Source organism: Vreelandella hamiltonii (genome assembly GCF_014651795.1).
Classification (GTDB): Bacteria; Pseudomonadota; Gammaproteobacteria; order Pseudomonadales; family Halomonadaceae; genus Vreelandella; species Vreelandella hamiltonii.
This window is the reverse complement of record NZ_BMXO01000001.1, coordinates 24,845-49,202: the sequence shown is the minus strand read 5'-3', so window position 1 is coordinate 49,202 and position 24,358 is coordinate 24,845. Positions and strand designations below refer to the sequence as shown.

At 60.2% G+C, this 24,358-nt stretch carries 22 protein-coding genes; 10 read left to right on the top strand and 12 right to left on the bottom strand.

What is annotated here, in order from left to right; translation table 11 throughout:
• The first annotated feature begins 23 nt into the window (after nucleotides 1–23).
• Nucleotides 24–524, top strand: a complete 501-nt coding sequence (locus tag IE061_RS00260) for an Lrp/AsnC ligand binding domain-containing protein (RefSeq protein WP_016914425.1) — start codon at nucleotides 24–26, stop codon at nucleotides 522–524.
• A 4-nt stretch (nucleotides 525–528) separates the two neighbouring features.
• The gene (locus tag IE061_RS00255) at nucleotides 529–1,284 is read left to right on the top strand and encodes a HesA/MoeB/ThiF family protein (RefSeq protein ID WP_189463327.1); all 756 of its coding nucleotides are present in this window, start codon (nucleotides 529–531) and stop codon (nucleotides 1,282–1,284) included.
• Between the two features lie 18 nt (nucleotides 1,285–1,302).
• On the opposite strand, the gene IE061_RS00250 is transcribed toward IE061_RS00255, so the two are convergent.
• A complete protein-coding gene (locus IE061_RS00250) occupies nucleotides 1,303–1,830 on the bottom strand; it encodes a bactofilin family protein (protein WP_193460668.1) in 528 nt (175 codons plus the stop codon).
• Nucleotides 1,831–2,041: 211 nt separating this feature from the next.
• Between IE061_RS00250 and IE061_RS00245 the strand changes: the two genes are divergently transcribed.
• Nucleotides 2,042–2,449, top strand: coding sequence for a polymer-forming cytoskeletal protein (locus tag IE061_RS00245; protein WP_193460667.1), 408 nt, complete (start codon nucleotides 2,042–2,044; stop codon nucleotides 2,447–2,449).
• Nucleotides 2,450–2,494: 45 nt separating this feature from the next.
• Here IE061_RS00245 and ahpF read toward each other — a convergent pair whose 3' ends face one another.
• Together ahpF and ahpC are read right to left on the bottom strand one after the other, a co-directional pair.
• Complete coding sequence (gene ahpF / locus IE061_RS00240; RefSeq protein ID WP_100731922.1) at nucleotides 2,495–4,051, bottom strand: alkyl hydroperoxide reductase subunit F; 1,557 nt, start codon at nucleotides 4,049–4,051, stop codon at nucleotides 2,495–2,497.
• A 187-nt stretch (nucleotides 4,052–4,238) separates the two neighbouring features.
• Nucleotides 4,239–4,802: an alkyl hydroperoxide reductase subunit C gene (gene ahpC, locus IE061_RS00235; protein WP_026001768.1), complete on the bottom strand. Its 564-nt coding sequence runs from the start codon at nucleotides 4,800–4,802 to the stop codon at nucleotides 4,239–4,241.
• A gap of 391 nt (nucleotides 4,803–5,193) precedes the next feature.
• On the opposite strand from ahpC, the gene IE061_RS00230 reads away from it, so the two are divergent.
• From IE061_RS00230 to IE061_RS00215, 4 genes are all read left to right on the top strand, one after another.
• Nucleotides 5,194–6,297 carry a polyamine ABC transporter substrate-binding protein gene (locus tag IE061_RS00230; protein WP_016914421.1) on the top strand — a complete coding sequence of 368 codons (1,104 nt, stop codon included), beginning with the start codon at nucleotides 5,194–5,196 and terminating at the stop codon, nucleotides 6,295–6,297.
• Between the two features lie 94 nt (nucleotides 6,298–6,391).
• Complete coding sequence (locus tag IE061_RS00225) at nucleotides 6,392–7,573, top strand: ABC transporter ATP-binding protein (protein ID WP_230478335.1); 1,182 nt, start codon at nucleotides 6,392–6,394, stop codon at nucleotides 7,571–7,573.
• 31 nt (nucleotides 7,574–7,604) lie between these two features.
• A complete protein-coding gene (locus tag IE061_RS00220; RefSeq protein WP_039181044.1) occupies nucleotides 7,605–8,516 on the top strand; it encodes an ABC transporter permease subunit in 912 nt (303 codons plus the stop codon).
• Complete coding sequence (locus IE061_RS00215) at nucleotides 8,513–9,355, top strand: ABC transporter permease subunit (RefSeq protein WP_186299150.1); 843 nt, start codon at nucleotides 8,513–8,515, stop codon at nucleotides 9,353–9,355. The genes IE061_RS00220 and IE061_RS00215 overlap by 4 nt, the downstream gene beginning before the upstream one ends.
• 7 nt (nucleotides 9,356–9,362) lie before the next feature.
• On the opposite strand, the gene IE061_RS00210 is transcribed toward IE061_RS00215, so the two are convergent.
• The gene (locus tag IE061_RS00210) at nucleotides 9,363–9,572 is read right to left on the bottom strand and encodes a CPXCG motif-containing cysteine-rich protein (protein WP_039181041.1); all 210 of its coding nucleotides are present in this window, start codon (nucleotides 9,570–9,572) and stop codon (nucleotides 9,363–9,365) included.
• A 125-nt stretch (nucleotides 9,573–9,697) separates the two neighbouring features.
• On the opposite strand from IE061_RS00210, the gene IE061_RS00205 reads away from it, so the two are divergent.
• Nucleotides 9,698–10,126 carry a DUF3617 domain-containing protein gene (locus IE061_RS00205; RefSeq protein ID WP_016914416.1) on the top strand — a complete coding sequence of 143 codons (429 nt, stop codon included), beginning with the start codon at nucleotides 9,698–9,700 and terminating at the stop codon, nucleotides 10,124–10,126.
• 110 nt (nucleotides 10,127–10,236) lie between these two features.
• Here IE061_RS00205 and IE061_RS00200 read toward each other — a convergent pair whose 3' ends face one another.
• Nucleotides 10,237–13,377: an efflux RND transporter permease subunit gene (locus IE061_RS00200; RefSeq protein WP_193460666.1), complete on the bottom strand. Its 3,141-nt coding sequence runs from the start codon at nucleotides 13,375–13,377 to the stop codon at nucleotides 10,237–10,239.
• Nucleotides 13,377–14,441: an efflux RND transporter periplasmic adaptor subunit gene (locus tag IE061_RS00195; RefSeq protein ID WP_193460665.1), complete on the bottom strand. Its 1,065-nt coding sequence runs from the start codon at nucleotides 14,439–14,441 to the stop codon at nucleotides 13,377–13,379. The genes IE061_RS00200 and IE061_RS00195 overlap by 1 nt, the downstream gene beginning before the upstream one ends.
• Nucleotides 14,442–14,631: 190 nt before the next feature.
• Here IE061_RS00195 and IE061_RS00190 point away from each other — a divergent pair, with 190 nt between their 5' ends.
• On the top strand, nucleotides 14,632–15,816 hold the full coding sequence (locus IE061_RS00190; protein ID WP_144983759.1) for a BaiN/RdsA family NAD(P)/FAD-dependent oxidoreductase: 1,185 nt from the start codon (nucleotides 14,632–14,634) through the stop codon (nucleotides 15,814–15,816).
• Between the two features lie 62 nt (nucleotides 15,817–15,878).
• Here the strand turns inward: IE061_RS00190 and IE061_RS00185 are convergent, their stop codons facing one another.
• From IE061_RS00185 to IE061_RS00170, 4 genes are all read right to left on the bottom strand, one after another.
• Nucleotides 15,879–16,193, bottom strand: coding sequence for a YqjK-like family protein (locus IE061_RS00185; RefSeq protein WP_193460664.1), 315 nt, complete (start codon nucleotides 16,191–16,193; stop codon nucleotides 15,879–15,881).
• Entirely contained in the window at nucleotides 16,165–16,569 is a 405-nt protein-coding gene (locus tag IE061_RS00180) for a phage holin family protein (protein WP_016914411.1), read from the bottom strand. Before IE061_RS00180 ends, IE061_RS00185 begins: the two co-directional genes overlap by 29 nt.
• A complete protein-coding gene (locus IE061_RS00175) occupies nucleotides 16,569–16,901 on the bottom strand; it encodes an ElaB/YgaM/YqjD family protein (RefSeq protein ID WP_016914410.1) in 333 nt (110 codons plus the stop codon). The genes IE061_RS00180 and IE061_RS00175 overlap by 1 nt, the downstream gene beginning before the upstream one ends.
• Nucleotides 16,902–16,989: 88 nt before the next feature.
• Nucleotides 16,990–18,009, bottom strand: a complete 1,020-nt coding sequence (locus IE061_RS00170; RefSeq protein WP_096922657.1) for a phospholipase A — start codon at nucleotides 18,007–18,009, stop codon at nucleotides 16,990–16,992.
• A 174-nt stretch (nucleotides 18,010–18,183) separates the two neighbouring features.
• On the opposite strand from IE061_RS00170, the gene mscK reads away from it, so the two are divergent.
• The gene (gene mscK, locus IE061_RS00165; RefSeq protein WP_096922658.1) at nucleotides 18,184–21,528 is read left to right on the top strand and encodes a mechanosensitive channel MscK; all 3,345 of its coding nucleotides are present in this window, start codon (nucleotides 18,184–18,186) and stop codon (nucleotides 21,526–21,528) included.
• A gap of 5 nt (nucleotides 21,529–21,533) precedes the next feature.
• Here the strand turns inward: mscK and IE061_RS00160 are convergent, their stop codons facing one another.
• Nucleotides 21,534–22,283, bottom strand: coding sequence for a TlyA family RNA methyltransferase (locus IE061_RS00160; protein WP_193460663.1), 750 nt, complete (start codon nucleotides 22,281–22,283; stop codon nucleotides 21,534–21,536).
• A gap of 38 nt (nucleotides 22,284–22,321) precedes the next feature.
• Nucleotides 22,322–24,346, bottom strand: a complete 2,025-nt coding sequence (locus tag IE061_RS00155) for a hypothetical protein (protein ID WP_144983768.1) — start codon at nucleotides 24,344–24,346, stop codon at nucleotides 22,322–22,324.
• Nucleotides 24,347–24,358: the final 12 nt, after the last annotated feature.

Here is a 24,358-nt window from a genome sequence, read left to right as displayed (position 1 = left end):
ATTCATTTGTATTGGATCCTGCCATGAAACCAAAAAATAGAACGCTGGACCGTATCGACCTCAAGATCCTTCGCTGTTTGCAGGAAAATGCGCGTATTTCCTACGTGGATCTCGCCGCAGAAGTTGGGTTATCCACAACCCCTTGTCTGGAGCGGGTCAAGCGCCTGGAGCGTGCCGGTATCATTCGTGGCTACCAGGCCATTCTGGACCCTCGCGCCCTGAAGGCGAACCTGCTGGTGTTTGTCGAGATCAGCCTGGAGACCCAGTCGCCTGCGGTCTTCGATGAGTTTCGGCGCGCGGTGGAAAAGCTGCCGCAAATTCAGGAGTGCCACCTGGTGTCCGGGCAGTTCGACTACATCCTGAAATGCCGCATCCCGGAAATGGCCGCTTATCGCCAACTATTGGGGGATGTGGTCTTGACCCTGCCAGGGGTGAAAGAGTCCAAGAGCTATGTGGTGATGGAAGAAGTGAAAGAGAGCTTCAATCTCCACATTCCTGATTTCGAGGAATTCGAGGATAAGTAAGCCAATGATGGACGATCAGGCGCTGCTGCGTTACAGCCGCCAAATCATGCTGCCCGAAGTGGATATCGAGGGTCAGGAGCGACTGCGCGGCGCCCACGCCGTGATTATCGGGGCTGGCGGGTTGGGCTCGCCAGCCGCGCTGTATCTCGCGGCGGCGGGAGTGGGGCGGATTACCCTGGTAGATGCCGACCATGTGGAGCTTTCCAACCTGCAGCGCCAGATAGCCCACCAGCAGGCCAGCCTGGGCCTCAACAAAGCGCGTTCGGCGCAGCAGCGCCTTGAAGCACTGAACCCTGAATGCCAGGTGGTGGCTATCGAGCGTCACGCCGAAGGCGAGCTGCTGGCAGAGCTGGTGGCCTCGGCTCAGGTGGTGCTGGACTGTACCGACCGTTTTTCCAGCCGTTATGCCATCAATGCCGCGACGCAGCGAGCCGGTGTGCCGCTGGTCTCGGGAGCGGCTATCCGCTTTTCCGGCCAGCTGGCGGTATTCGACCCGCGTCAGCCAGATAGCCCCTGCTACGCCTGCCTCTATCCCCCTGAGGAGGGCGAAGACGAAGCCCTCAGCTGTGCCGAGAGTGGCGTCATGGCCCCTTTGGTAGGCTTGATTGGCTGCTTTCAAGCCGTCGAGGCCTTCAAACTGCTGAGCGGTGCGGGTGAGGCACATCAGGGGCTGTCGGCCTTCGATGGGCTCAGCGGGCAGTGGCGTCATTTCCAGGTGCCGCGTGACCCGGCGTGCCCGGTGTGCGGTGGGCGTGACTGACGTCGCCCACCGCCTGCATTACGCGCTGGCGGTGGAGTCCTCCGCCTTGGTCGCCTCCGATGTCTTCTTCTGACGAGGCGCGGAGCTGGGCGCAGGCTTGTCAGCAAAGACACTCTTGAACACCTCGTTGTCGGGGTTCATGTCGATGGTGCCGTGGAACGTGCTGCCATCTTCCAGCACCAGGCAGGGCGTCGTGATCGTGCCGGTGACCTTGGCGCCGCCGTGGATCGTGGCCTTGTGCAGCGTAACGAGATTGCCCTCTACGGTACCGGAAATTCTCAGCGTGTGTGCGTAGGCATCGCCCTGCAAGTGCCCCGTGGCGCCGAGCTTGACGGTATGCTGTTTGCAGAGGATGGTGCCGGTGACCTGGCCTTCGATGGTCAGGTCCTCGTCACTCTGAATGTCCCCACGAAGCTGTGTCTTGCCGCCGATCACCGACGTGCTCTGGCGGGCACCAGGCAGGCTCTTGAGCTCGCTTGGCGCAGGCTGAAGGTCAGTGGTGGGAAGGGCGGGGTGTTCAGCGTGAGGTTTGGTTTTTTTGAACATGAGATATGCCTGCGGAGTAGGGCAAGGTCGCCGTGCAGCGAAACGCCACCCTTTGGGCAGGCTTCACCAAAATAGACCGAATGACGTTAATGTACGCTTCGGGATGGGCTTGCAAAGCGTGAAGATACGTCTGTGGTTGTGCGATATTCCGGCTACCGCTGGCGCCTCCCTACGGCTATAAACAACGCTGGTTCGAGCGGGGGAAAGTGCCATGCAGATGGAAACATGGCTGATCATCGTGGGCGTTGTGGTCATGACGATCATCGTGATGGATGGTCGGCGCAAGAAGCGTCGTCTCGGCGTGGCGGTGATCACCCATCCGGAGCCTGAAGCGCTGATGGTTGAGGTCGCCGTCGAATGTGCCAATGAGGCGGTGGTAGGGAGTCATGTGGGCGCTGCCACGCGAATTCATGGCATCGTGACGGCACAAGAGAATATCTCGATCAGCGGCAGTATTCAGGGGGAGGTCCATACCACTCACGGCATCACCCTCACGTCACTGGCATCTGTCCAGGGGCTGCTGTCGGCCGGTGAGCTGGCGTGCCATGCCGGTGCCACGGTGAATGGGTCTATCGTGCCCAGTCCGCCTGTTCCGGCAAGCATGAAAAAGCCCGCCTGAATAGGCGGGCCTGGGTACGGTCTTTTGCTTTTTTATGCGGATGAATCAGTTGCGGATCAGGTAGTCGAAGGCGCCCAGCGACGCTTTGGCGCCTTCGCCCATGGCAATGATGATCTGCTTGTAGGGCACGGTGGTGACATCGCCTGCGGCAAACACGCCGGGCACCGAGGTCATGCCGTGGGCGTCGACGATGATTTCGCCACGCGGTGACATCTCGATGGGGGAGCCCTTCAGCCACTCGGTATTGGGCACCAGGCCGATCTGTACGAAGATGCCTTCCAGAGCGATGTTCTTGACTTCGTCGGTCTGGCGGTCCTTGTAGGTCAGGCCGTTGACGCGGCTGCCATCACCGGTCACTTCGGTGGTTTGCGCGTTCAGCACGATATCCACGTTGGGCAGGCTCTTGAGCTTCTTCTGCAGCACGGCGTCGGCGCGCATTTCACCCATGAACTCCACCAGCGTCACATGGCCGACGATACCTGCCAGGTCGATGGCCGCTTCGACGCCTGAATTACCGCCACCAATGACCGCAACACGCTTGCCCTTGAACAGCGGGCCATCGCAGTGGGGGCAGTAGGCCACGCCCTTGTTGCGATACTGCTGCTCGCCGGGCACGTTCATTTCCCGCCAGCGGGCGCCTGTGGCCAGTACCAGGGTCTTGCTCTTCAGTTTGGCGCCGGATTCGAAGGTCACTTCGTGCAGGCCACCTTCGGTTTCTGCTGCTTTGAAGGCGGTGGCACGCTGCAGGTTCATGACGTCCACTTCGTACTGCTTGACGTGCTCTTCCAGGGCGCTGACCAGCTTTGGGCCTTCGGTATGGGTCACGGAGATGAAGTTCTCGATCCCCATGGTGTCGGCCACCTGACCACCGAAGCGCTCGGCGGCAACGCCAGTATTGATGCCCTTGCGCGCAGAGTAGATGGCCGCTGACGCGCCCGCCGGGCCGCCGCCGATGACCAGCGTGTCGAAGGCTGCCTTGTCACTCAGTTTTTTGGCTTCACGCTCGGCTGCGCCGGTATCCACCTTGGCCAGGATCTGCTCCAGCGTCATGCGACCCTGGTCGAAGGGCTTGCCGTTGAGGTAGATGCTGGGCACCGACATGATTTCGCGGGCCTCGACTTCCTCCTGGAACAGGGCGCCGTCGATGGCGACGTGGCGCACCTTGGGGTTGAAGATGGCCATCAGGTTCAGCGCCTGGACGACGTCCGGGCAGTTCTGGCAGGAGAGCGAGTAATAGGTCTCGAACAGCATCTCGCCGTCCAGCGCCTTGATTTGATCGAGCTGCTCTTGCGACGTTTTGGGCGGATGTCCGCCGACCTGCAGCAACGCCAGTACCAGCGACGTGAATTCGTGGCCCATGGGAATGCCCGCAAACACGACGCCGGTCTCTTCGCCAGCACGGTTGAGAGCAAAGGAGGGCTTGCGCGCATCCTGGCCGTCGGTTTTGAGGGTGATCTGAGTGCTCAGGCTGCTGATGTCTTCCAGCAGGCCCAGCAGCTCGCGTGACTTGGCACCGTCATCGAGGGACGCAACGATCTCGAAGGGCTGAGTCACTTTTTCCAGATACGCTTTCAATTGATTCTTTAAATTGGCGTCCAGCATGACAGTGGTTCCTCGTAGTCAGCAGTAGAACGTTCTCGACCAGGCACGCCAGCCTTGGGTATGCGATAAGGGGCAAGCGTGTGGGAAAACAGGGATGCATTAACAGGGTGCTGAAAAAAAGACACCCGGGACATGCCCGGGTGTGATGCTGCCGACCGACACGCGCCGGGTCGGCAGCGGTAGGCGTTTAGATCTTGCCTACGAGGTCCAGAGACGGGGCCAGAGTCTCTTCGCCTTCTTTCCATTTGGCCGGGCACACTTCGTTCGGGTTGGCGCGAACGTACTGGGCAGCCTTGACCTTGCGCAGCAGCTCTTCGGCGTTACGGCCGATGTTGCCCGCGTTGATTTCGACGATCTGGATCTTGCCGTCGGGGTCGACAACGAAAGTGCCGCGCTCGGCCAGGCCAGCTTCTTCGATCAGTACTTCGAAGTTGCGTGAAATTTGCAGGGTCGGATCGGCAATCATCGGGTACTGCAGCTTACCAATGGTCTCGGAGCTGTCGTGCCACGCCTTGTGGGTGAAGTGGGTGTCGGTGGAGACGCTGTAGATCTCGACGCCCAGCTTCTTGAAGGCTTCGTAGTTGTCGGCCAGATCACCAAGCTCCGTGGGGCATACGAAGGTGAAGTCAGCGGGGTAGAAGAAGAACACTGACCACTGACCTTTCAGATCCGCTTCAGTAACGTCAACGAACTCGCCGTTCAGGTAAGCAGTCGCTTTAAACGGTTTTACTTCAGTATTGATCAAAGACATTGAAAACATCTCCGCAGTGAGTGAATGGTAGTTGGAAAAGTTGCTGAACATATTAGCGAACTACGACTAATAGCTAAAATTGGAAAAAATGATGCTGCCAATAGCCAAGGTCTATAGTTTGCCTGCGCCCTTGGATGTGGGGTCACCAACAGGGTAATGCAAGAATTTTTCACTTGGACTTGCGATGGACGTCGCTGCGTCGCAAAATTCGCACGGTCAGCAGAATGGCCTAAGCTGTTTTTCAGCAGCGGCAAACGAGTAGAAAAAGTGGCCACCATGACCGTTGCCTGATGCGGCAGACCCGCGGGCCGGGCGCTGTTGAAACAAGTGAACTTTCGAGACCGGGTAGGCTTTCGAGCCCAGGCAGATTTTCGAGATAAGGAGTAGCTAGATGGGGAACATCCCAAAACGTTCAGTGGCCGTTACGGCGTTGGCTTTTGCCGTAGCGGCCGGGACTGCTCACGGCAATGAAGTGCGGGTATACAACTGGTCCGACTACATTGCGCCGGAAACGCTGGAGAAATTCACCGAGCGCACCGGTATCTCCGTGACCTACGATGTCTACGACAGTAACGAGATCCTCGATGCGGCGCTGCTGTCTGGCCGCTCGGGCTACGATGTGGTCGTACCCTCCAACTACTACTTTACCCGTCAAGCCAGAGCGGGGGTGTTCCAGCCCCTCGACCACGAGCAGCTGCCCAACTTCGAAAACCTCAACCCGGAGTTGATGGCCAACCTGGAAGCCATCGATGAGGGCAGCCAGTACTCCATCCCCTACATGTGGGGCACCAATGGCATTGGCTACAATGTCGAGCGAGTGAAGGAGATTCTCGGTGACGATGCCCCGGTGGATAGCTGGGCACTGCTCTTTGATCCGGAAATTACCGCGGCTCTGCATGCGGCCGGTTGCGGCATCTCCATGATGGACTCGGCAGACGAAATGCTCTCGCCGGCCATTGCCTACTCGGGCGGCGACCCGCTGAGTGAAAACCTGGAGGACATCGAAACCGCCGGGCAAGTGATTGCGGCCGTACGCAACCACGTCACTTACTTCCACTCTTCGCGCTATATCTCGGATCTCGCCAATGGCGAAATCTGCGTCGCGGCTGGCTACTCGGGCGACGTGTTCCAGGCAGCAGACCGAGCTGAAGAGGCGGGGCGTGACTTCACCATCGCTTACAGCATCCCGAAAGAGGGCGCTGCGCTGTGGTTCGACATGATGGCCGTGCCGGCCGATGCGCCTAACCCCGAGAACGCGCATGCGTTCATCAACTTTATTCTCGACCCGGAAATTGCCGCCGAGATTAGCGAGTACGTTAGCTACGCCAACCCCAATCTGGCTGCGAACGAGTTCCTTTCCGAGGAGCTGCTGAATGATCCCGCGGTTTATCCGGATGCAGACGTCATGCAGAACCTGTACGTTCAGGCGGAAAAGCCGCAGGACGTGCTGCGTGCGCGTACTCGTATCTGGAACCGCGTCAAGTCTGGTCGCTAAACCGACCCTTGTCTGACAGCGAGCCGGGCAGTTGCCTGGCTCGCTGTTCGTCTTTTATCGCCCGGCTTCTCGGGCCTTTTGATGGGAGTGGCGAATGGTCACTACGCCCCTGTCGAACGACACTTCATCCTCGTCATCTGCCATTCCCCCGTCGCTGAGACCACAGGGAAAAGCTCCGCGCTTTGCTGAAGATATCGTGTTGGAAGTCAAACGCCTGAGCAAGCGCTTCGATGACGCGCTGGCGGTGGATGACGTGAATTTGCAGGTCAAACGCGGCGAAATCTTCGCCCTGTTAGGGGGCTCTGGGTCTGGCAAGTCGACCTTGCTGCGGATGCTGGCGGGTTTCGAGACGCCGAGCGAGGGCCGCATCCTGCTGAGTGGCGAAAACATTACCGACATGCCGCCGCACAAGCGCCCAATCAACATGATGTTTCAATCTTATGCGCTCTTTCCGCATATGACGGTGGCGCAGAACATCGCCTTCGGGTTGAAACAGGACAAGCTGCCCAAGGCGGAAATCGAGGCGCGGGTAGCCCAGATGCTGAAACTGGTGCATATGGAACGCTTTGCCAAGCGCAAGCCGCATCAGCTTTCTGGCGGCCAGCGCCAGCGGGTGGCCTTGGCGCGCTCATTGGCCAAACGGCCCAAGCTCTTGCTGCTGGACGAGCCCATGGGCGCCCTCGACAAGAAGCTGCGCACGGAAATGCAGCTGGAAGTGGTCGAGATCATCGAACAGGTAGGCGTTACCTGCATCATGGTGACTCACGATCAGGAAGAGGCCATGACCATGGCGGATCGCGTGGCGATCATGGCCGATGGCTGGATCGAGCAGGTGGGCTCTCCGGTCGATATCTACGAAAGCCCCGCTAGCCGCATGGTGGCCGAATTCGTCGGTACCGTGAACGTGTTCGAAGGGGAGATCATCGAGGACGCGGCCGACCATTGCCGCATCGCCAGCCCCTCGCTTTCAAGGCCTATCTATCTCGATCACGGGATCACTACCCAGGCGGTGGACCGTCGAGTATGGGCCGCTCTGCGCCCCGAGAAAATCTGGCTGACCCGTGAACAGCCAACCGGCGAATACAACTGGGAAGCTGGCAAGGTGGACGACATTGCCTATCTGGGGGGGTATTCGCTGTATTACGTGCGCACGGCCTCGGGCAAGCTGATCAAGGTGAGCATGGCCAACACGGAGCGTCGCGGTGATCGTCCCACCTGGGAGGATAGCGTTTACGTTTACTGGGAAGATCACAGCGCTATCGTGTTGAATCGCTGATGATTCGGTCTCTTGAAGGAGATTGCCTACCATGATGCCATCTGGCTTTACCGGCATGATCAAGCGCATGAAGCTGGGGCGGCGCGCGGTGATTGCGTTCCCGCTGGCCTGGCTGACGCTGTTCTTTTTGCTGCCGTTTGCGTTGGTGCTCAAGATCAGCCTTTCCGAAGGGGCGATTGCCATTCCTCCCTACGGGCCGCTGGTCGAGTATGCCGATCAAACCCTGAGTATCTTCCTGAATGTCGGCAACTATCTGTTCTTGCTGACCGACTCGCTGTATGTCGCGGCTTACTGGGGCTCCATCAAGACGGCATTTACCGCCACGGTGGTGTGCTTGCTGCTCGGTTATCCCATGGCCTATGCCATGGCTCGTGCCCCGGGTCGCTGGCAGTTGATTCTGCTGCTGCTGGTGATGCTGCCCTCCTGGACGTCGTTTCTGATCCGCGTGTATGCGTGGATGGGCATACTCAGCAACAATGGCCTGATCAACAATCTGCTGCTGAGCATCGGCCTCATCGACTCGCCGCTACGCATGATGAATACCCAGTTTGCGGTCGTCGTGGGCATCGTGTATGCCTACCTGCCGTTCATGGTGCTGCCGCTGTATGCCCATCTGACGCGTCTGGATACGTCGTTATTGGAAGCGGCCTCAGACCTGGGGTCGCGTAAAGTGAATACCTTCCTGAAAGTCACTTTGCCGCTTTCCATGGGGGGCATCGTGGCGGGTTCCATGCTGGTATTCATTCCTGCGGTGGGTGAGTTCGTGATCCCCGAGCTGTTGGGAGGGCCTGACACCCTGATGATCGGCAAGGTGCTTTGGGAAGAGTTCTTCCTGAATCGTGATTGGCCGGTGGCCGCGGCGTTGGCGATGGTCATGCTGTTGCTGTTGTTGATCCCGATCGTATGGTTCCACCGTTACCAGTCACGGGAGCTCGAACAATGATGACGTCTTCTCGGCGCCCCAGCTTTACCACGGTGATGCTGGTGCTTGGCCTGCTGTTTCTCTATCTGCCGATGTTCGTGCTGGTGTTCTACTCGTTCAACTCATCGCGCCTGGTGACGGTGTGGGCGGGTTTCTCGACTCATTGGTACGGCGAGCTATTCCGTGACCGGCAGATTCTCTCGGCGGTTTGGACCAGTCTCAAGATCGCCTTTTTTGCTGCCAGCATGGCGGTGTGCCTGGGCACGGTGGCCGCCTTCGTGATGACCCGCTATGGCCATTTTCGAGGCAAGACGGCGCTTTCCAGCATGGTGACGGCACCACTGGTCATGCCCGAAGTGATCACCGGGCTTTCTTTGCTGCTGCTGTTCGTGCAGATGGCTCAGCTGATCGGCTGGCCCGCTGACCGGGGGATGGCGACGATATGGATTGCCCATACCACGTTTTGCAGTGCCTATGTGGCCGTGGTGGTGTCGGCGCGGCTCCGGGAACTGGATCGCTCCATCGAAGAGGCAGCCATGGACCTTGGCTCGCCGCCGGTCAAGACGTTCTTCTGCGTGACGCTGCCGGTCATTGCACCAGCACTGGCGGCAGGCTGGCTACTGGCGTTCACGCTGTCGCTGGATGATCTGGTGATCGCCAGTTTCGTGTCAGGCCCCGGCGCCAATACGCTGCCCATGGTGGTGTTCTCCTCCGTGCGCATGGGCGTATCTCCCAAGATCAACGCGTTGGCGACGCTGATCATTCTGACCGTTTCGCTGGCGACGCTGCTGGCGTGGTACTTCATGCGCCGCAGCGAGGCCAAGCGGGTTGCTCAGATGCAGCAGGCTGACGCGGCCTGATCATGGCTCACAAGACGTCGTCGTCTCTACCCGTGATGACGGCGTCGAGTTCACCTGTGAAAGGCGATACCACCACCTGCAGTCGTATCGGCGCGCAACACTGATGGCAGTCTTCCCAGGTATCATGGCTGCCCTGTGACGTGTCGATCACGAAGGTCAGTGGCGTGTCGCAGTAAGGGCAATAAAAGTCGTGAGGAACCAGCGCGTCGTCATGCATGGCGGTTGCCCTGCCAGGTGAAAAAAGGATATCCAGTGTAACAGCCCTGCCTGGGGCGGGCACAAGCGGAACGAATCAGGTAGGATATGAGCGGGTTTGCCCAATTAACCTAGTGAGAAAAAACGATGATGAAACGTCACATGGCAGTAGCGGCCTTATTGGCCTTCCCGATGGTCGCTCTGGCGGAAACACCGAACGTGACGCCTGGCGAATGGGAGTTCGTCAGCGTAACCAGTATCAGCGGTGACATGCAGATTCCCGATCAGACCGAAACCGAACGTCAGTGCATCACTCAAGAAGAGCTGGATGGCGCAGAGTTTGGCTTCATCGAAGAAGAAGAGGGCTGCGAGCTGCAGCATCAAGACATGAATGCCGATGGCCTCTCGTACAGCATGGTATGTCGTGCTGAAGGCGGCGAAGCCAATATCGACGGTGAAATGCGCTTCATGGGTGAGCGTATCGAAGGCAGCGTGGATATCTTCACCCAGTCACCCATGGGCGAATTGACCATGAACACCGTGATCGAAGGCGAGCGCATCGGCGACTGCGAGTAATCGCGTACAGTGCGTTAGCGATCTTCAAGCGCAGTCTTCAACAGCACTCTTTAACAACCAGGGCGCCTTTTGGCGCCCTGGTTGTCTGTCTGCTCGGTAGAAGAGGTTGCTTAGCGCTCGGGCGTAGCCAGCGGTTCGTGGTCGGCCTCCGGCGCATTGGCAATTTCTTCTTCCAGCTGTCGCTTCACGGCGCCAGGGGAGCCTGAGTAGCGTGCCAGCAAATCGTAGGCCACGGGTACCACGAACAGCGTAAACACCGTGGCCGCGCCTACACCCGCCATGATCACCGTGCCAATCACCAGGCGAGACTCTGCGCCAGGGCCGCTGGAGATGATCAGCGGGATCGCCCCGGCCATGGTGGTGACTGCCGTCATCAGAATGGGCCGCAGGCGGGTGACCGATGCTTCGATCAGGGCCGAACGAAAGGCTTGCCCCTCATCGCGCAGCTGGTTGGCGAACTCGACGATCAGTATGCCATTCTTGGCCGCCAATCCTATCAGCAGCACCAGCCCCACCTGACTGTAGATATTCAATGACTGGCCGGTCATCAGCAGGGCCAGCAGGGCACCGCTCATGGCCAGCGGCACCGTCAGCATGATCACGAAGGGGTGAATCAGGCTCTCGAACTGGGCGGCAAGCACCAGGAATACCACCACGGCGCCAAGCACCAGCAGAAAGGTCGTCGCCCCACTGGCCTGCTGGAAGTCTCGAGAGGGGCCTGCCAGATTGGTCTGCACTTCTTCTGGCAGAATGGTATTCGCGGTGTCTTGCAGGTAGGCCAGCGCTTCACCCAGGGGGTAGCCATCGGCCAAGTTGGCCTCGATGGTAATGGCGCGCACGCGGTCGAAGCGGTTGAGCGTGCTGGCACCCGCGAAGTCAGAGAGCGTCACCAGGCTGGCCAGCGGAATCAGTTCACCGGACCGCGCGGAGCGTACCTGGATGTTGTCCAGCGCTCGCGGGCTATTCTGGCGGCCACGGTCGCCTTCCAGAATCACATCGTACTCTTCGCCGTCATCCACGTAACGGGTCACGTTGCGCCCACCGAGCAGCACCTCCAGCGTCCGGCCTATTTCCGTGACGGTGACCCCCAGCGCGGCGGCCCGTTCGTAGTTGATGTCGACCCTGAGCTGCGGCTGGGTTTCGTTGTAGTTGCTCTCAACGGCGGTCAGGCGCGGGTTGTGCTCGCGAATATGGTTGACCAGCGTATCCCGCCAGCTGGCCAGCTCCTCGTAAGTGCCACCCCCCAACACGAACTGGACCGGTTTCTGGGTGCGTTGACCAAACCCCTGGCGCATGACCGGGAAGGCCTGGACTCCAGGCAGGGACCCCAGAGTTTGACGCACGTCTGCCATGATCTCCCAGGCGCTGCGGCGGCTGCCCCAGTCGGCCATGTTGACGATGATGAAGCCGCTGTTGAAGTTTTCGATATTGCCGAACCCCCGCGGTGCCCTTACTACCACGCGCTCCAGCTCACCGCTATCGACGAAGGGTGTCAGGCGTGCTTCGATCTCATCCATGTAATCCATCATGTAATCGAAGGTGGCGCCTTCGGGCCCGTTGACCAGCACGATGAAGTTGCCCCGGTCTTCTTGAGGGGTGTACTCGCTGGGCAGTGCCGAGGCCAGCCAGGCAGTGCCCGCCACCAGAAGCGCAAACAAGGCCACCACTACCCATTTGAATGCCAGCACGACTTCCAGCGCACGCTGGTAACGTTTCCGAGCACCGTCCAGCAGCCACTGCACCCCTTGACCTATGCGGCTATCGTGCATCCCCGGCTTGAGGATTTTGGAAGCCATCATGGGGGTCAGGGTCAGGGCCAGCAGCGTGGAGACGACCACCGCGGCGGCCATGGTCAGTGCAAATTCGGAAAACAGTCGGCCGATATCGCCCTGCAGCATACTCAGGGGTACGAATACGGCTACCAGCACGAGGGTCGTGGCAATGACCGCAAAAGCGATCTGTCGAGTGCCGCGGAAGGCCGCCACCAGCGGCGTTTCACCGTAATCGTGCATGCGTCGGTTGATGTTTTCCAACACCACGATGGCGTCATCGACGATCAGGCCAATGGCCAGTACCAGCGCCAGCAGCGTCAACAGGTTGATCGAGAAATTCATGGCAGCCAGCGCGGTGAAGGCGCCAATCACGGCGATGGGGACGGTCACGGCAGGCACGATGGTAGTTCGCAGGTTGCCCAGGAACAGGAAAATCACGATGACTACCAGGCCCATGGCGATGAACAGCGTCATGACCACCTGGTCGATGGCACCCGACACGAACACCGAGGCGTCGTAGTTGAGCGTCAATGACATGCCCTCGGGCAGGGTGCCTTGCAAGCGCTCCAGCTCCTGCTGCACCGCTTCGGAAAGCTCCACCACGTTGGCGGTGGACTGCATGATCATGCCTAGCCCCACCATGGGCACGCCGTTGGCACGAAACACCGAACGGTCTTCCACCGAGCCCACTTCCACTCGGGCCACATCGGCCAGACGAATCAGGTGCCCGTTGCTGCCCTGGGTAACCGCCAGCCGCTGAAAGTCATCGGCGGTGGCGAAGTTGCGCGGCAGCCTTACGATGAACTGGCGATCATCGGACTCGATGGAGCCGGCGGGCAGCTCGACGTTTTCGGCGCGCAGGGCATCCTCGATATCACCCACGGTGAGGCCTCGTGCTGCCAGCGCGTTGCGGTCCAGCCAGACACGCATGGCATAGTCGCGGCCACCGCCCACGCGCACCCTGGCTACCCCCGGCTGCACCGACAGGCTGTCTACCAGAAAACGGTTGGCGTAGTCGGTGAGCTCGGTGATCGAGTAGTCCGCCCCTGAGAGACTCAGCCAGATGACGATTTCATCGCTGCTGTCGGCCTTGGTGACTTCAGGATTGTCGGCATCATCGGGAAGGTTGCGCAAGGCACCCGATATGCGGTCGCGCACATCGTTGGCCGCCGCGTCGATATCCATGCTGATGGCGAACTCGATCTGGATGCGCGATCGTCCATCTTCGCTCTGGGAGGTAATCAGCTCGATACCTTCTACCCCGGCGATACGATCTTCCAGCACCTGGGTAATGCGGGTTTCGACCACGCTGGCCGAAGCACCGGGGTAACGTGTATCGATGCTGACGACCGGTGGGTCGACCGTGGGATACTCCTGCAGCGGCAGGCGATTCAGCGCCAGCAGGCCGAAGGCCACGATCAGCGCGGCGATGACCATGGCCAGCACCGGACGCTGTACGGAGATGTCGGATAAGCGCATCAGCGGTCAGCCTCCAGCAGGGTACGGATGCTGGTCTCTTCATCGGTGATGCCCAGTAAACGTACCTGCTGGCCATCTCGTGCCAGCTGCAGACCGTGTACTGCCACCAGCTCGCCATCTGCCACGCCTTCGAGCACTTCCACTTCGCCACTGCGACGCTCACCCAAGGCGACCTCTCGGCGCTCCAGGCGATGCTCTCCTTCCTCCTCGTGAATGACCATCACGAAATGGCGATTGCCGCTCGGCTCGATAGCGGCTTCAGGCAGTACCAACGTATTGCGCACGCGTTGCTGCACGACGACCTCCATCAACATGCCGGGGCGCAGGCGCAGCTCTGGGTTGGCCAGCTCGGCCCGCACACTGATACTGCGAGACACCGGGTCGATACGGGTACCAATACTGGCGATTTCACCGCGGAAGACATCATCCGGGTAGGCGGCGGTGGTCGCGCTCAGCGCCAGCCCTGCCGACAGGCGGCCCAGAAACACTTCCGGTACGGTAAAATCCAGTTTCATGATATCCAGCTTGTCGAGGGTCACCAGCTCCATGCCCGGGGTCACCAGTGCGCCAGCGCTGACATTACGAAAGCCGACGCGACCACTGAACGGTGCCACTACCCGGTAGTTGGCCAGGCGTGCCTCTAACGCCTGGACATCGGCTTCTGCCTGCCTCAGCCGCGCTTGGGTATCTTCCAGTTCGGCGCGGGGGGCCAAGTTGCGTTCCTGAAGTTGAGACGTTCTGCCCACCGCATTACGGCGCTCATCGGTGATCGCCCGTGCTGCCCTCAGCAGCGCCTGTTCCTCGGCATCTTCAAGGCGTATCAGCAGCTCGCCCTGTTCGACCTGGGCACCATCTTCGAAGGTGATTTCGGCAATGGTATCGGTCACGGTGGCTGACAGCGTGACGCTCTCGTCGGCACGCAGGGTGCCCAGGGCTTCTAATGGGTCGGACCAGGCGGTGGCCGTGGCGTAGTGACCGATCACGGGTGGCGGGGTTTGTGCTATGGCGTATGGCGGCAAGGCGGCCAGCAGCAGACAGCAGAAGAGGCGTTGGTAAACAAGCATTGGCGTCTCAACGTAAACAGAGGTGACCTGCATTATCCTGAAATCGACTGCCGTGATAAGGGCAAACGGCAAGATAACGGAATGAAAAGATATTTGTTGTACATTATATGTACATCTATTTTGGGTTTGTAAAGTGCTGAGCAGCCTCACTGCTGCTAAGATAGTCAGCTTTTCATGTAGGGCTTCCAAGATGGTTTACGACGTCGTCGTCATTGGCGCAGGTGCCGCCGGGTTGATGTGTGCGGCTCAAGCAGGTTATGCAGGGCGGCGCGTGCTGGTGGTTGACCATGCCAATAAACCGGGCAAGAAAATCCTCATGTCGGGAGGAGGCCGCTGTAACTTTACCAACCTTGATGCCTCACCAAGCCATTTTTATTCGGAAAATCCTTATTTTTGCATTTCTGCGTTGAAACGTTACCGTCCAGAACATTTTGTATCTCTGGTGGAGCGCCATGGCGTGGAGTATGTGGAAAAAGCGCCGGGGCAACTTTTTTGTGCCGACTCCGCCAAGGAGATCGTGAGAGTCCTGCTGACCGAATGTGAATGGGCCGGTGTCGAACTGGCATTGAAGACGTCCATTTCCAAGGTGGAGCGCCTGGGCGAGGGAATGCAGTTGACTACTTCGATGGGCACCATCAGCTGTGGCGTGTTGGTAGTGGCCACGGGGGGGCTCTCCATCCCCACCATGGGGGCTTCGGGCTTTGGTTACGAACTCGCCCGACAATTTGGTCTTGAGGTGTTGCCTACCCGGCCTGGGTTGGTGCCCTTCACGCTCAGTGATGTCTGGAAAGCGCGTGCTGAAACGCTGTCAGGGCTCAGCGTGCCGGTATCGGTCAGCTGTGGTCAAGGGCGCTTCAATGAGCCCATGCTGTTTACCCATCGGGGGCTGTCGGGGCCGGCGATGCTCCAGATTTCGAGCGTCTGGCAGCCCGGTAGCGCCATTACGATTGATTTATTGCCGGGTGAGGAGGTGGCGGCTTCGCTGCGTCATGCGCGTGAGCAAACTCCCAAGCGCATGCTGTCTACCTGGCTGGGCGAGCGTTTTCCCAAACGTCTGGCACAGGCGATAATGGAGTGGTACCCCGAGCACGCCACCGCCATGCCATTGGCACAGTACAGCAACGAGGCGATCGACTGCTGGGCACAGTACCTCAATGAGTGGCAGGTGAAACCGGCGGGCACAGAGGGTTGGCGTACGGCAGAGGTGACCATGGGCGGGATCAGTACCGAGGCCATTTCGTCGAAGAATTTTGAAGTACGAGGCTTACCCCAGCTGCGTTTCATTGGCGAAGTGCTGGATGTCACTGGCCAGTTGGGTGGTTACAACTTCCAGTGGGCCTGGGCGAGTGGCGTCGCCTGTGGCCAAGCGTGTTGATCACCATTGAAAAAGCCGCCTGATGCAAGGCATCCGACGGCTTTGAACAGGCAAACGCCTCGTCAGCTGGCGACTTTGGCCAGCAGTTTCAGCTTGCGAAGCAGCATATAGCCTGCCAATGCGCGTTTGCCGACGGCCATGGCGCCACCAGGATGGCGAACCAGCCGCAGGGCAGCGAGCCCGCCCACGACGTACAGCGGTAAGCGCAGGCTTCGCCAGTGCCGATCGAGCGGCGCGGAAGTGCGTTGCAACGTCTCACTGCTCACCAGTATATCGATACGCTGCTGTTCCAGCTCGGCCAGCAGCGCTGCCTTGCGCTGCTGGCGACTCAACGGCTTGTCTGTGGTCTTAACGTCGACGGTCGGTGAGTTCTTCATCATTGGCCTCCAGCAGGGCGCGATCGGCTGCCAGCTGTTTCAAGGTTTCCTTGAGCAGCGAGTGCCGCTTTGCCTGACGTATGGCAATCACTGCCAGCAGCAGACTGAGTGCCATCAGTACGCCAGCACTCACGCCAATGGCCGTCAGCCGATAGGTGTCCCAGAACAGAACGACTACCAGCGCCGTCAGTGTGGCAACGCCCAACAGCAGCAGCAGCAGACTGGCGCCAGCCAAAAGCAGTAGTACCAATAAACGAGCGCGCTCTTCCTCCAATTCCAACACCGCCAAACGCAGGCGGGTTTCACCGTTGGCTAACAGTGACCTCAACAAGCGTTTGGCGGCAGAAAAGACGCGTTGGGTTGGCCCCAATGCCATTAGCGACGACCGAGCAGCATACCTACCACCAGGCCAGCTGCGGCACCGATACCGATGCTGGTCCAGGGGTTCTCATGTACATAGCGGTCGCAGCAATCGGCTTGCTGAGCCAGTGACTCGCGGGTGTCTTCATAGATGCGCTCGCCGCGGGCTTCCAGGCGGGCACGAGTATCCTTCAAACGACGTTCGGCACGCTCACGCAGGTCGCGCATTTCACCGCTGGCATCTTTCGATGTGGCGTTCATCAGCTCTTCGACCGTCTCGCTGAGATGGCGCAGGTCTTCTTTCAGCTGGTCGGCACGTGCGGAGGCGTCTGTGTTACGTTTAGCCATGATGTCTTCCTTTGACGAATGAATGAGTGACAACTTCAGCATAGCAGCCGTCACTCCATAGACAACCCCAAAGTTTAGTGGTTCCGCATCAACGGTTCAGGCCCGTGGCGCTGAACAGCGGGTTGAGGCTGAAGCCAAGACTCAGGCGATGCACGCGGTTGTCGTAATCGATCATGCTTTCGCCGTACCCGTAATAATACTGTACGTGTGCTCGCACCCCATTGAAGGCTGGCCAGCTGTAATCGATCTGAGTACCCAGGTTGCCGGGGCTAGGATTGCCACGCAGCTGTCCGGCGACTTCGTGATTGTTGTCCAGGCGCTTGGCCAGACGAATATCCCCATACCCCATGTAACGCTCGATATCCGGGTTGTCGTCGTCACCGTCGGACTCCGGCACGCGCCAGTGGGGTGCCAGGGTCAGTGCCCAGTCGCCGCGCTGCAGCGTGCTTTCCAGATAAACGCGGTTCCAGCTCCGTGACAGCGGGTCCGAGCGGCCATTGGATTGATGGTTGAAGGCGATACGATTGCGCGTATTCACCCAGCCCAAGGCGCTCCAGGCGTTATCGAAATCGATGAACACCTCGGGCTCGTAGTTGGTTTCCCGGAAAGGGGAAGAGGCATCAGTGTTATAGGCCTGCCACCAGCTTCGTTGGGTATAGGCGAAATAGACGTCGCCAATGTCGCCAAACACGTCTTCGGCCAGGTTGAACTTGGCACTGAACTGAAACTTCACTTCGTTGTTGTTGGGGCCTGAAGCATCGGTCACTTCACGAAAGTTGTTGGAGTCCTGATTGGTGTTGTAGCTCACGGGAAACAGGTAATTGGTGCGATGCGTCGTGATGGAGAACGGGTTCCGCGACGACTGCTGTTCCAGCTGGCGGCGTTCGGACAGGTCCTCCAGGGCCACTTCTTCTGGCAGCGGCGTCGGTGGAATACCCTGGGCGGCAGCCTCGGGTGCGTCAATTTGCTGCAGCTGCTGGCGGAGCTGATAGAGCTCGGTATTCAAGGCGCGAATACGCGCTTCGATATCGTCACGCGTCTCGGCCATGGCCGACTGCGTGGCCAAGGCAACCAGCAGGCCTGTGAACATCAGGGGTCGGATAACCATTGATATGGCTCGCAATGAAAAGTAGATAAATGTTAGCGACGTTCTATACAGGCGGATGAGGTAAGTCAACTGCCAATATTCTCGTGCCGGGCTGGATTGCGCCGCCGGGCCTTACGATTGACAATGATGCCTTGCCCGATGATGCGGGTCGACCAGTTAATGAGGCTTCTATACGTGGTGAAGAATGCCATGAAGGCGGTGAGCGGCGCGCTAGGAATATTGCTGTGTGTCGTGTTGTTGTGCGTGTCGCCCATGGGGTGGGCAGAAGATGGTGAGCGGGCGCCTTCTGAAAGCGCCCTGAACGAGCGATTGGCTGCGCTCGAGTCCCAGGAAGGGGAGCTTACCGCCGCACAGCAGCGTGAGCAGGCGGCCCTGAGTGCCGCGTTGCAAGCCTATGAGCGGCTTACGGCGCTGGAAGAGCGCCAACGGGCGCTGGAGCAGCGTGTCAGCCAGGCCCCTGAGCAGCTGCTGCAACTCGAACGAGAGCTGCGAGAAGCCGAGGAAGAGAGCCAACAGCTCTCCGTGGATAGCCTCAGCGACATGCCGCTGGAAGCCTTGGAGGCGCAGCAGGGCAGCGCGGTGATTGAGCTCCAGCAGTTGCAGAGCCAGTTGGCCGAGGTCAACTCACAGCTGTTGGCTGCGCAAACCTTGCCCGAACGTGCCCAGCAAGCCATCTCCGAAGCCCTGCAGCGGGCCGAGACCTTGCGCCGCGAGCACGATACCCGCGAAGCGCTGTTGGCCGACCGCCAGCTCTCGGCTCGCGAGGATGCGCAGCTGATTCAGTGGCGTCTGGAACGTTCCCTGGCCGAGCAGGAAGTCTCCCTCAATCAACGTGAGCTCAGTGCCAACAGCCGACTGCGGGAGCTGGCTCAGCAGCGGCGTGAGCTATTGGCTTTGCAGATCGATCATCAGGAGCAGCGGCTTAACCTGCTGCAAGGGGTCATCGATCGCCAGCGGCGCTTGCAGTCCGAGCAGGCGATTGCCGATGCCGCGCGGGATGACCCGCTGATCGCCGAAGGGCATCCGGTAGTGCTGCGCGCCCAGCAGATGAACCAGACCTTGAGTCTCGAGCTGCTGCGGGCCACTGACCGCGCCAACAGCATCGTGCGCGAGAATATCGAAGCCCAGCGTCAATTGGAGTTGGTGCGTCAGTTGCAGCGTAGTCTCAATGAGCAGTTGGAAGCCATTCGCGGCAGCCAGCTGCTATCGCGGATACTCCGTGAGCAGCGTCAATCGCTGCCGGTAATCGTGCCGCGCCGGGACCTGCAGGATGAAATTGCCGACTTGCGCCTCAAGCAGTTCGATCTGATACGTCAACGTGATCAGCTGCGCCAGGGGGAGCGATTGGCCACCCAGCGGCTGCAGGAAGCGGGTGTCGAGGTGACGCCTGGGCTGGTGGACTCCCTGACGCGGCTTTATCAATCTCGCCGTGAGCTGGTGGAGCAGCTCGAGCAGTCCTATGGCAGCCTGTTGAGCGCCGCCATCGAGCTTCAGCTGAACCAGCAACAGCTCTTGACCACCACCCACGACCTGCGCGCCACCATCGATGAACAGCTCTTCTGGGTAGCCAACAGTCGTCCGCTGGACCTCAACTGGGTGCGCCAGTTACCCAATTACCTGCAGCAGGAGTGGCAGCAGGGCGAATGGCGAGCCGTGCTGCCCAACCGCTGGCAGGGCCTTGGCTGGGACATGCTGGTCGGTGCGCCGCTACTGCTGCTGAGCCTGACCTTGCTGGGGCTGCGCTCTCGTATCAAGGCCGCCTTGGCGCGGCTGCACTCGCAAATAGGTCGTTTGAAGAGTGATACGCAGCTGCATACGCCCAAAGCGGTTCTGATGAATGCGCTGCTGGCGCTGCCAGGCCCGCTGGCGCTGGCGGGCGCGGGTGTTGCCCTGCGGACGGCAGAAGGTGCCCTGGCGATGGGGCTGGCACCGGCCTTGCTGCAATTGAGCCTGAGCTGGGGTGTGGTCGCGCTGGGGCGCCGCCTGCTGGTGCCCGATGGCGTTGCTGAGCGTCATTTTACCTGGGCGCCTGCCTACAATGCGCGGCTACGTCAACTGCTGGGGGGCCTGGGCATAGCGCTGGTGCCTGTGGTGGGGATCGCGGCCATGTCAGAGCAGATGGAAACCCCGCTGGCCATGCGTCCGGTAGCCATGGGGCTATTCATGCTGGGGCTGTTGGCCATGGCGTGGTGGTTGATGCAGTTGATTCTGGCACACGTGCCGATTTTTGGGGTTCGGCTGTTCCGGTTGGTCCTGGGGCTGGCCATGGCCAGCGTGCCGCTGGTCATGCTGGGGCTGGTGGCCTGGGGGTATGAATATACGGCGCTGCGACTGGTAGCACGTTTTGCCATGACGCTTTACCTGTTGGGGCTGTGGGTCGTGGTGGAAGCCACGGTGGTTCGCAGCCTGGCAGTGGCCGCTCGTCGCTTGGCGTATCGCCGAGCCCTGGCGCGGCGGCGAGCCCAGGTACAGGAGGGAGCCGAGGGTGGGCTGGAAGTGGTCGAAGAGCCACCCCTGGACATGGAGAAGATCAACACCCAGTCGCTGCGGCTCTCCAAGCTCATTCTGCTGATCGGGTTCAGCCTGCTGCTTTATCTGGTCTGGTCGGACCTGCTGGCGGTGTTGGGGTATCTGGATCAGGTGGCGCTGTGGGATGCCGATGAAGGCGACCTAGTGGACAATTCGCTTTCGCTCTCTGATTTTTTCACGGCCTTGCTGGTGGTCGCCATCACCTTCATCATGGCGCGCAACCTGCCAGGGTTGCTCGAAGTCATGGTGCTGTCGCGGCTAGCCCTGAAACAGGGCAGCGCCTACGCCATCAGCTCGCTGCTCTCTTATACCATCGTGGGGACGGGAGTCGTCATGTCGCTGGCCACCCTGGGGGTCTCCTGGGACAAGCTGCAGTGGCTGGTGGCCGCGTTGAGCGTGGGGCTGGGTTTTGGTTTGCAGGAGATCTTTGCCAACTTCATCTCTGGCCTGATCATTCTGTTCGAGCGCCCGATTCGGATTGGCGACACCATCACGCTGGGCAACCTGCATGGCACCGTCAGCCGTATCCGCATCCGTGCCACCACGGTGACCGACTTCGATCGCAAGGAGATCATCATACCCAACAAGACGTTCGTCACCGACCAGTTGATCAACTGGTCGCTGTCGGACAATGTCACCCGAGTGGTGCTGACCTATGGCGTGGCGCACGGCTCTGATTTGCCGTTGGTGCATCAGCTGTTGCGCCAGGCTGCCGATGAGAATCCGCGTGTACTGGCGGACCCGGAACCCCAGGTGTTCTACCTCAACTATGGCCCGCACAGCCTGAACTTCGAGCTGCGCATCTTCGTCAACGACCTGCTGGACCGACTGTTTGCGGCCGACGAAGTGAACTGCCGGGTGGATGAGCTGTTCCGCGAAGCGGGTGTACGGGTGGCCTTCGAGCAGATGGACGTTTGGCTGCATCGAGATCAGGGGGAGTCGGTGAAAGTACAGACCCGCAAGCCGCTGCCCCCTGAAAACTTGGGCTAAGGCGTCTATTTGCAGGCCAGCATGAGAAATTCCCGATTGCCGTCCCCGCCGGTGATCGGGCTCTCCTGCCAGTGGGCGATGCGCAAACCGCAGGCCTGGCAGGCCATGCGTATCTTGTGCTCCACCTCGCTGTAGCGGGCTGGATCGCGCACCACGCCGCGCTTGTCCAGCGCGCTGGGCTCCAGCTCGAACTGCGGTTTGACCAGAGAGATAAGCTGGCCCTGGGCCGGTAGCAGGGCGGCGATTTCCGGCAGGATCAGCGTTTGGGAGATAAACGACACGTCCATGATGGCCATCTCGATGGGAAATGCTTGCAGTACCTCCCGCAAGGCGGCCGAGGTGCTCATGTGGCGTGCGTTCAAGCCTTCCAGGCACACTACCCGCGGGTCCTGGCGCAGCGCTTCGGCCAACTGGTCGTGGCCTACCTCGACACCCACTACATGGCGGGCTCCGAAGCGCAGGGCGCAGTCGGTAAAGCCGCCGGTGGACTGGCCCACATCCAGCACCCCCTTGCCCTCCAGCCGCATACCCAGCGTGGAGAGCGCCCCCTCGAGTTTGAGCCCGGCCCGGGAGGCGTAGCGCTCCTCGGGGTCTTCCTCGACGCGCAGTGATGTGTCGGCGGGCCACTTTTCGGAAGGCTTGGTGAGCGGGGTGCCGTCGGCCAAGAAGACACGCCCGTTCTTGATGAGGCGCTGGGCGCGGGTGCGTGAGCTGGCCAGCGCCTGGCTGACCAGCAGTTGATCGAGTCGTATCATGGCGGGGTATCAGGATCTTTGAAAGACCGCGCATTATGTCATGTTGCGCCTGGCTCTGCCTGCAGCTCGGTGGGTGGGATTCGTGTGGCCCCCCAACTACGATGCAGATAGCCCTTGACGCGCTCCAGCTCCTCCTCGCTGACGGTGGCCAGTTTGCCGCTCTCCAGAGGGTCGTAGTGGTAGATGTATAGCCGCGAGAGAAACTGCTCGAAGGGCAGTGACGCCTCACCGAAGCGCTCGCCGTTGCCAGCCGTGCTGACCTTCAACCCGTCTCCCCAGTCCTGGCCGCTATCGTTGTTGGGGTTGTAGAAGTAGACGCGCATGACATCGCTGGGGTCGAGCGAGGCGCGCAAAATGGTGATGGCGTGCCAGCCGATGAAGCGCGCAGCGCTGTCCGTGACCGCAATGCCGGCAGGCTGGGGGTGGATCAGCGGCTGATTACCGTTGTAGAAAGGGTGATAGCTGGCGTAGAAGTGGCGAATAAAGGTGTCGACGTCATCCAGCTGCCCGGTGGCCACGTCCACATTGATGCTGAACCCTCGGCCAGACCACCAGCCGTGAAACTCAGGATTGACCCAGCGGTGCGGGTCGCCTTCCCGGCCGATGCAGCGTCGGCCCATTTCCGCATAAATGCGATCCAGGTGCGGGACGACGACCAATGACACAGGATCGAGGTCGAGGGGCAGTTCGCTGGCCAGGCCTGCTACGCTCTCTTGGGAAGAGATGGGCTGGCCTTCGAAATGCATAATGATTTCATCGTCTCGGGCGGCCCAGGTCACCATCTGGAGCAGGTAGTCCGGGTCGTTGTAGGCCCACATCGACAGCGCTCGCGCCGATTGGCAGGTAGGGTTGTTGCCTTGGCCCACACCCAGCGGTAGCCCCAGCATGCACAGCACGCCCTCGATCAAGCGTGCTCTGGGCGATGCCGTATCGCCATACGCCAGCGTCAAGCGCGAGATGGCCCAGTCGGAGAGCGGCAGGCTAAGCTGCCGCCACATGGCGGGAGCCACCGGCGGTTGATAGAGAATCCCGCGTTCCAGCAGTAACGCCAGACCATAGACGGCTTGGGCGGTGGCAGGGTAGACGCCGCTGCGAATCAAGGTGTGCGCCAATTCGCGATAGCACAGCAGGCAGTCGCGCCCCGTGGACGAAAGCCCCAGCGCTTCGGAAAGCAATTGATCTGCTTCTTCCAGCAGGAAGCGCAGCAGCACGGCATGGTAGGGCGATACGAGGCCGGTATCGTGCATGGCGCGTGCAAAACCGGTGGACTCCGCTTGAAGCGTCGCGTGGTCCATGCGCTCCAGGCGTGCCTGGTATATCTCGATGCCAGGGTCTTCTCGGCAGGCTTGGGTGGGCCCATAGAGCGAGCTGACCAACCGGTCGGCGCCTTGGCCGCTGGCGCCCAGGTCGATCTCCGGGTTGGCCTGGCACAGCGCGATCTGGGTGATCATCTGCTTGATCGAGTCGACCTGGATGGGCCGCTGCTTGAGAATCCGCCAGATTTCATCGATCAGTTGATCGATGACGTGCTCGTGCCCGACCCGCTCGGCCAGGTGCTGAAACAGCTGGCGTGGAATGGTCGCCAGCCGCCCTTGGGTTTCGCGCTCGGCCTCGCTGGGGGCGTTGAACAGCAGGCCCAAGTTGATGGCCATGACCTGGGTAAGGTAGTGATGGGCGTGTTCTGGCGATACCTGTGGATGCTCGTAGCCTCCCTTGGCTACCGCCAGCAGCCGCAGTTCACTCAGCGTCTCGATCACCACCACATTGGCATCGGCGCTTTTCAATGCAAAGGGCGTCAGGGTCGGGATCAGGTACTGCGGTGTGTCCCAGTCCGAGCCGGCAAACACGCCTGCGGCTTCGAAGCAGGCAGCGCGTGCTTCCAGCGCTGCGCAGCCTCCGCTGAGCATTAGGATGCGCCTGGCGGTGTCCATCACACGGGGTAGCTTGGCCAGCTTGGAGACGGCGGGAGCCTGGGCAAGCAGCGCCACGGCTTCATCGAACTTGCTCAGCAGCCCCTCGAGTTTGCCTTCTTTCCCCTCAGGGGTGGAACGCTGATTGGTCACGCTGACTCCTTA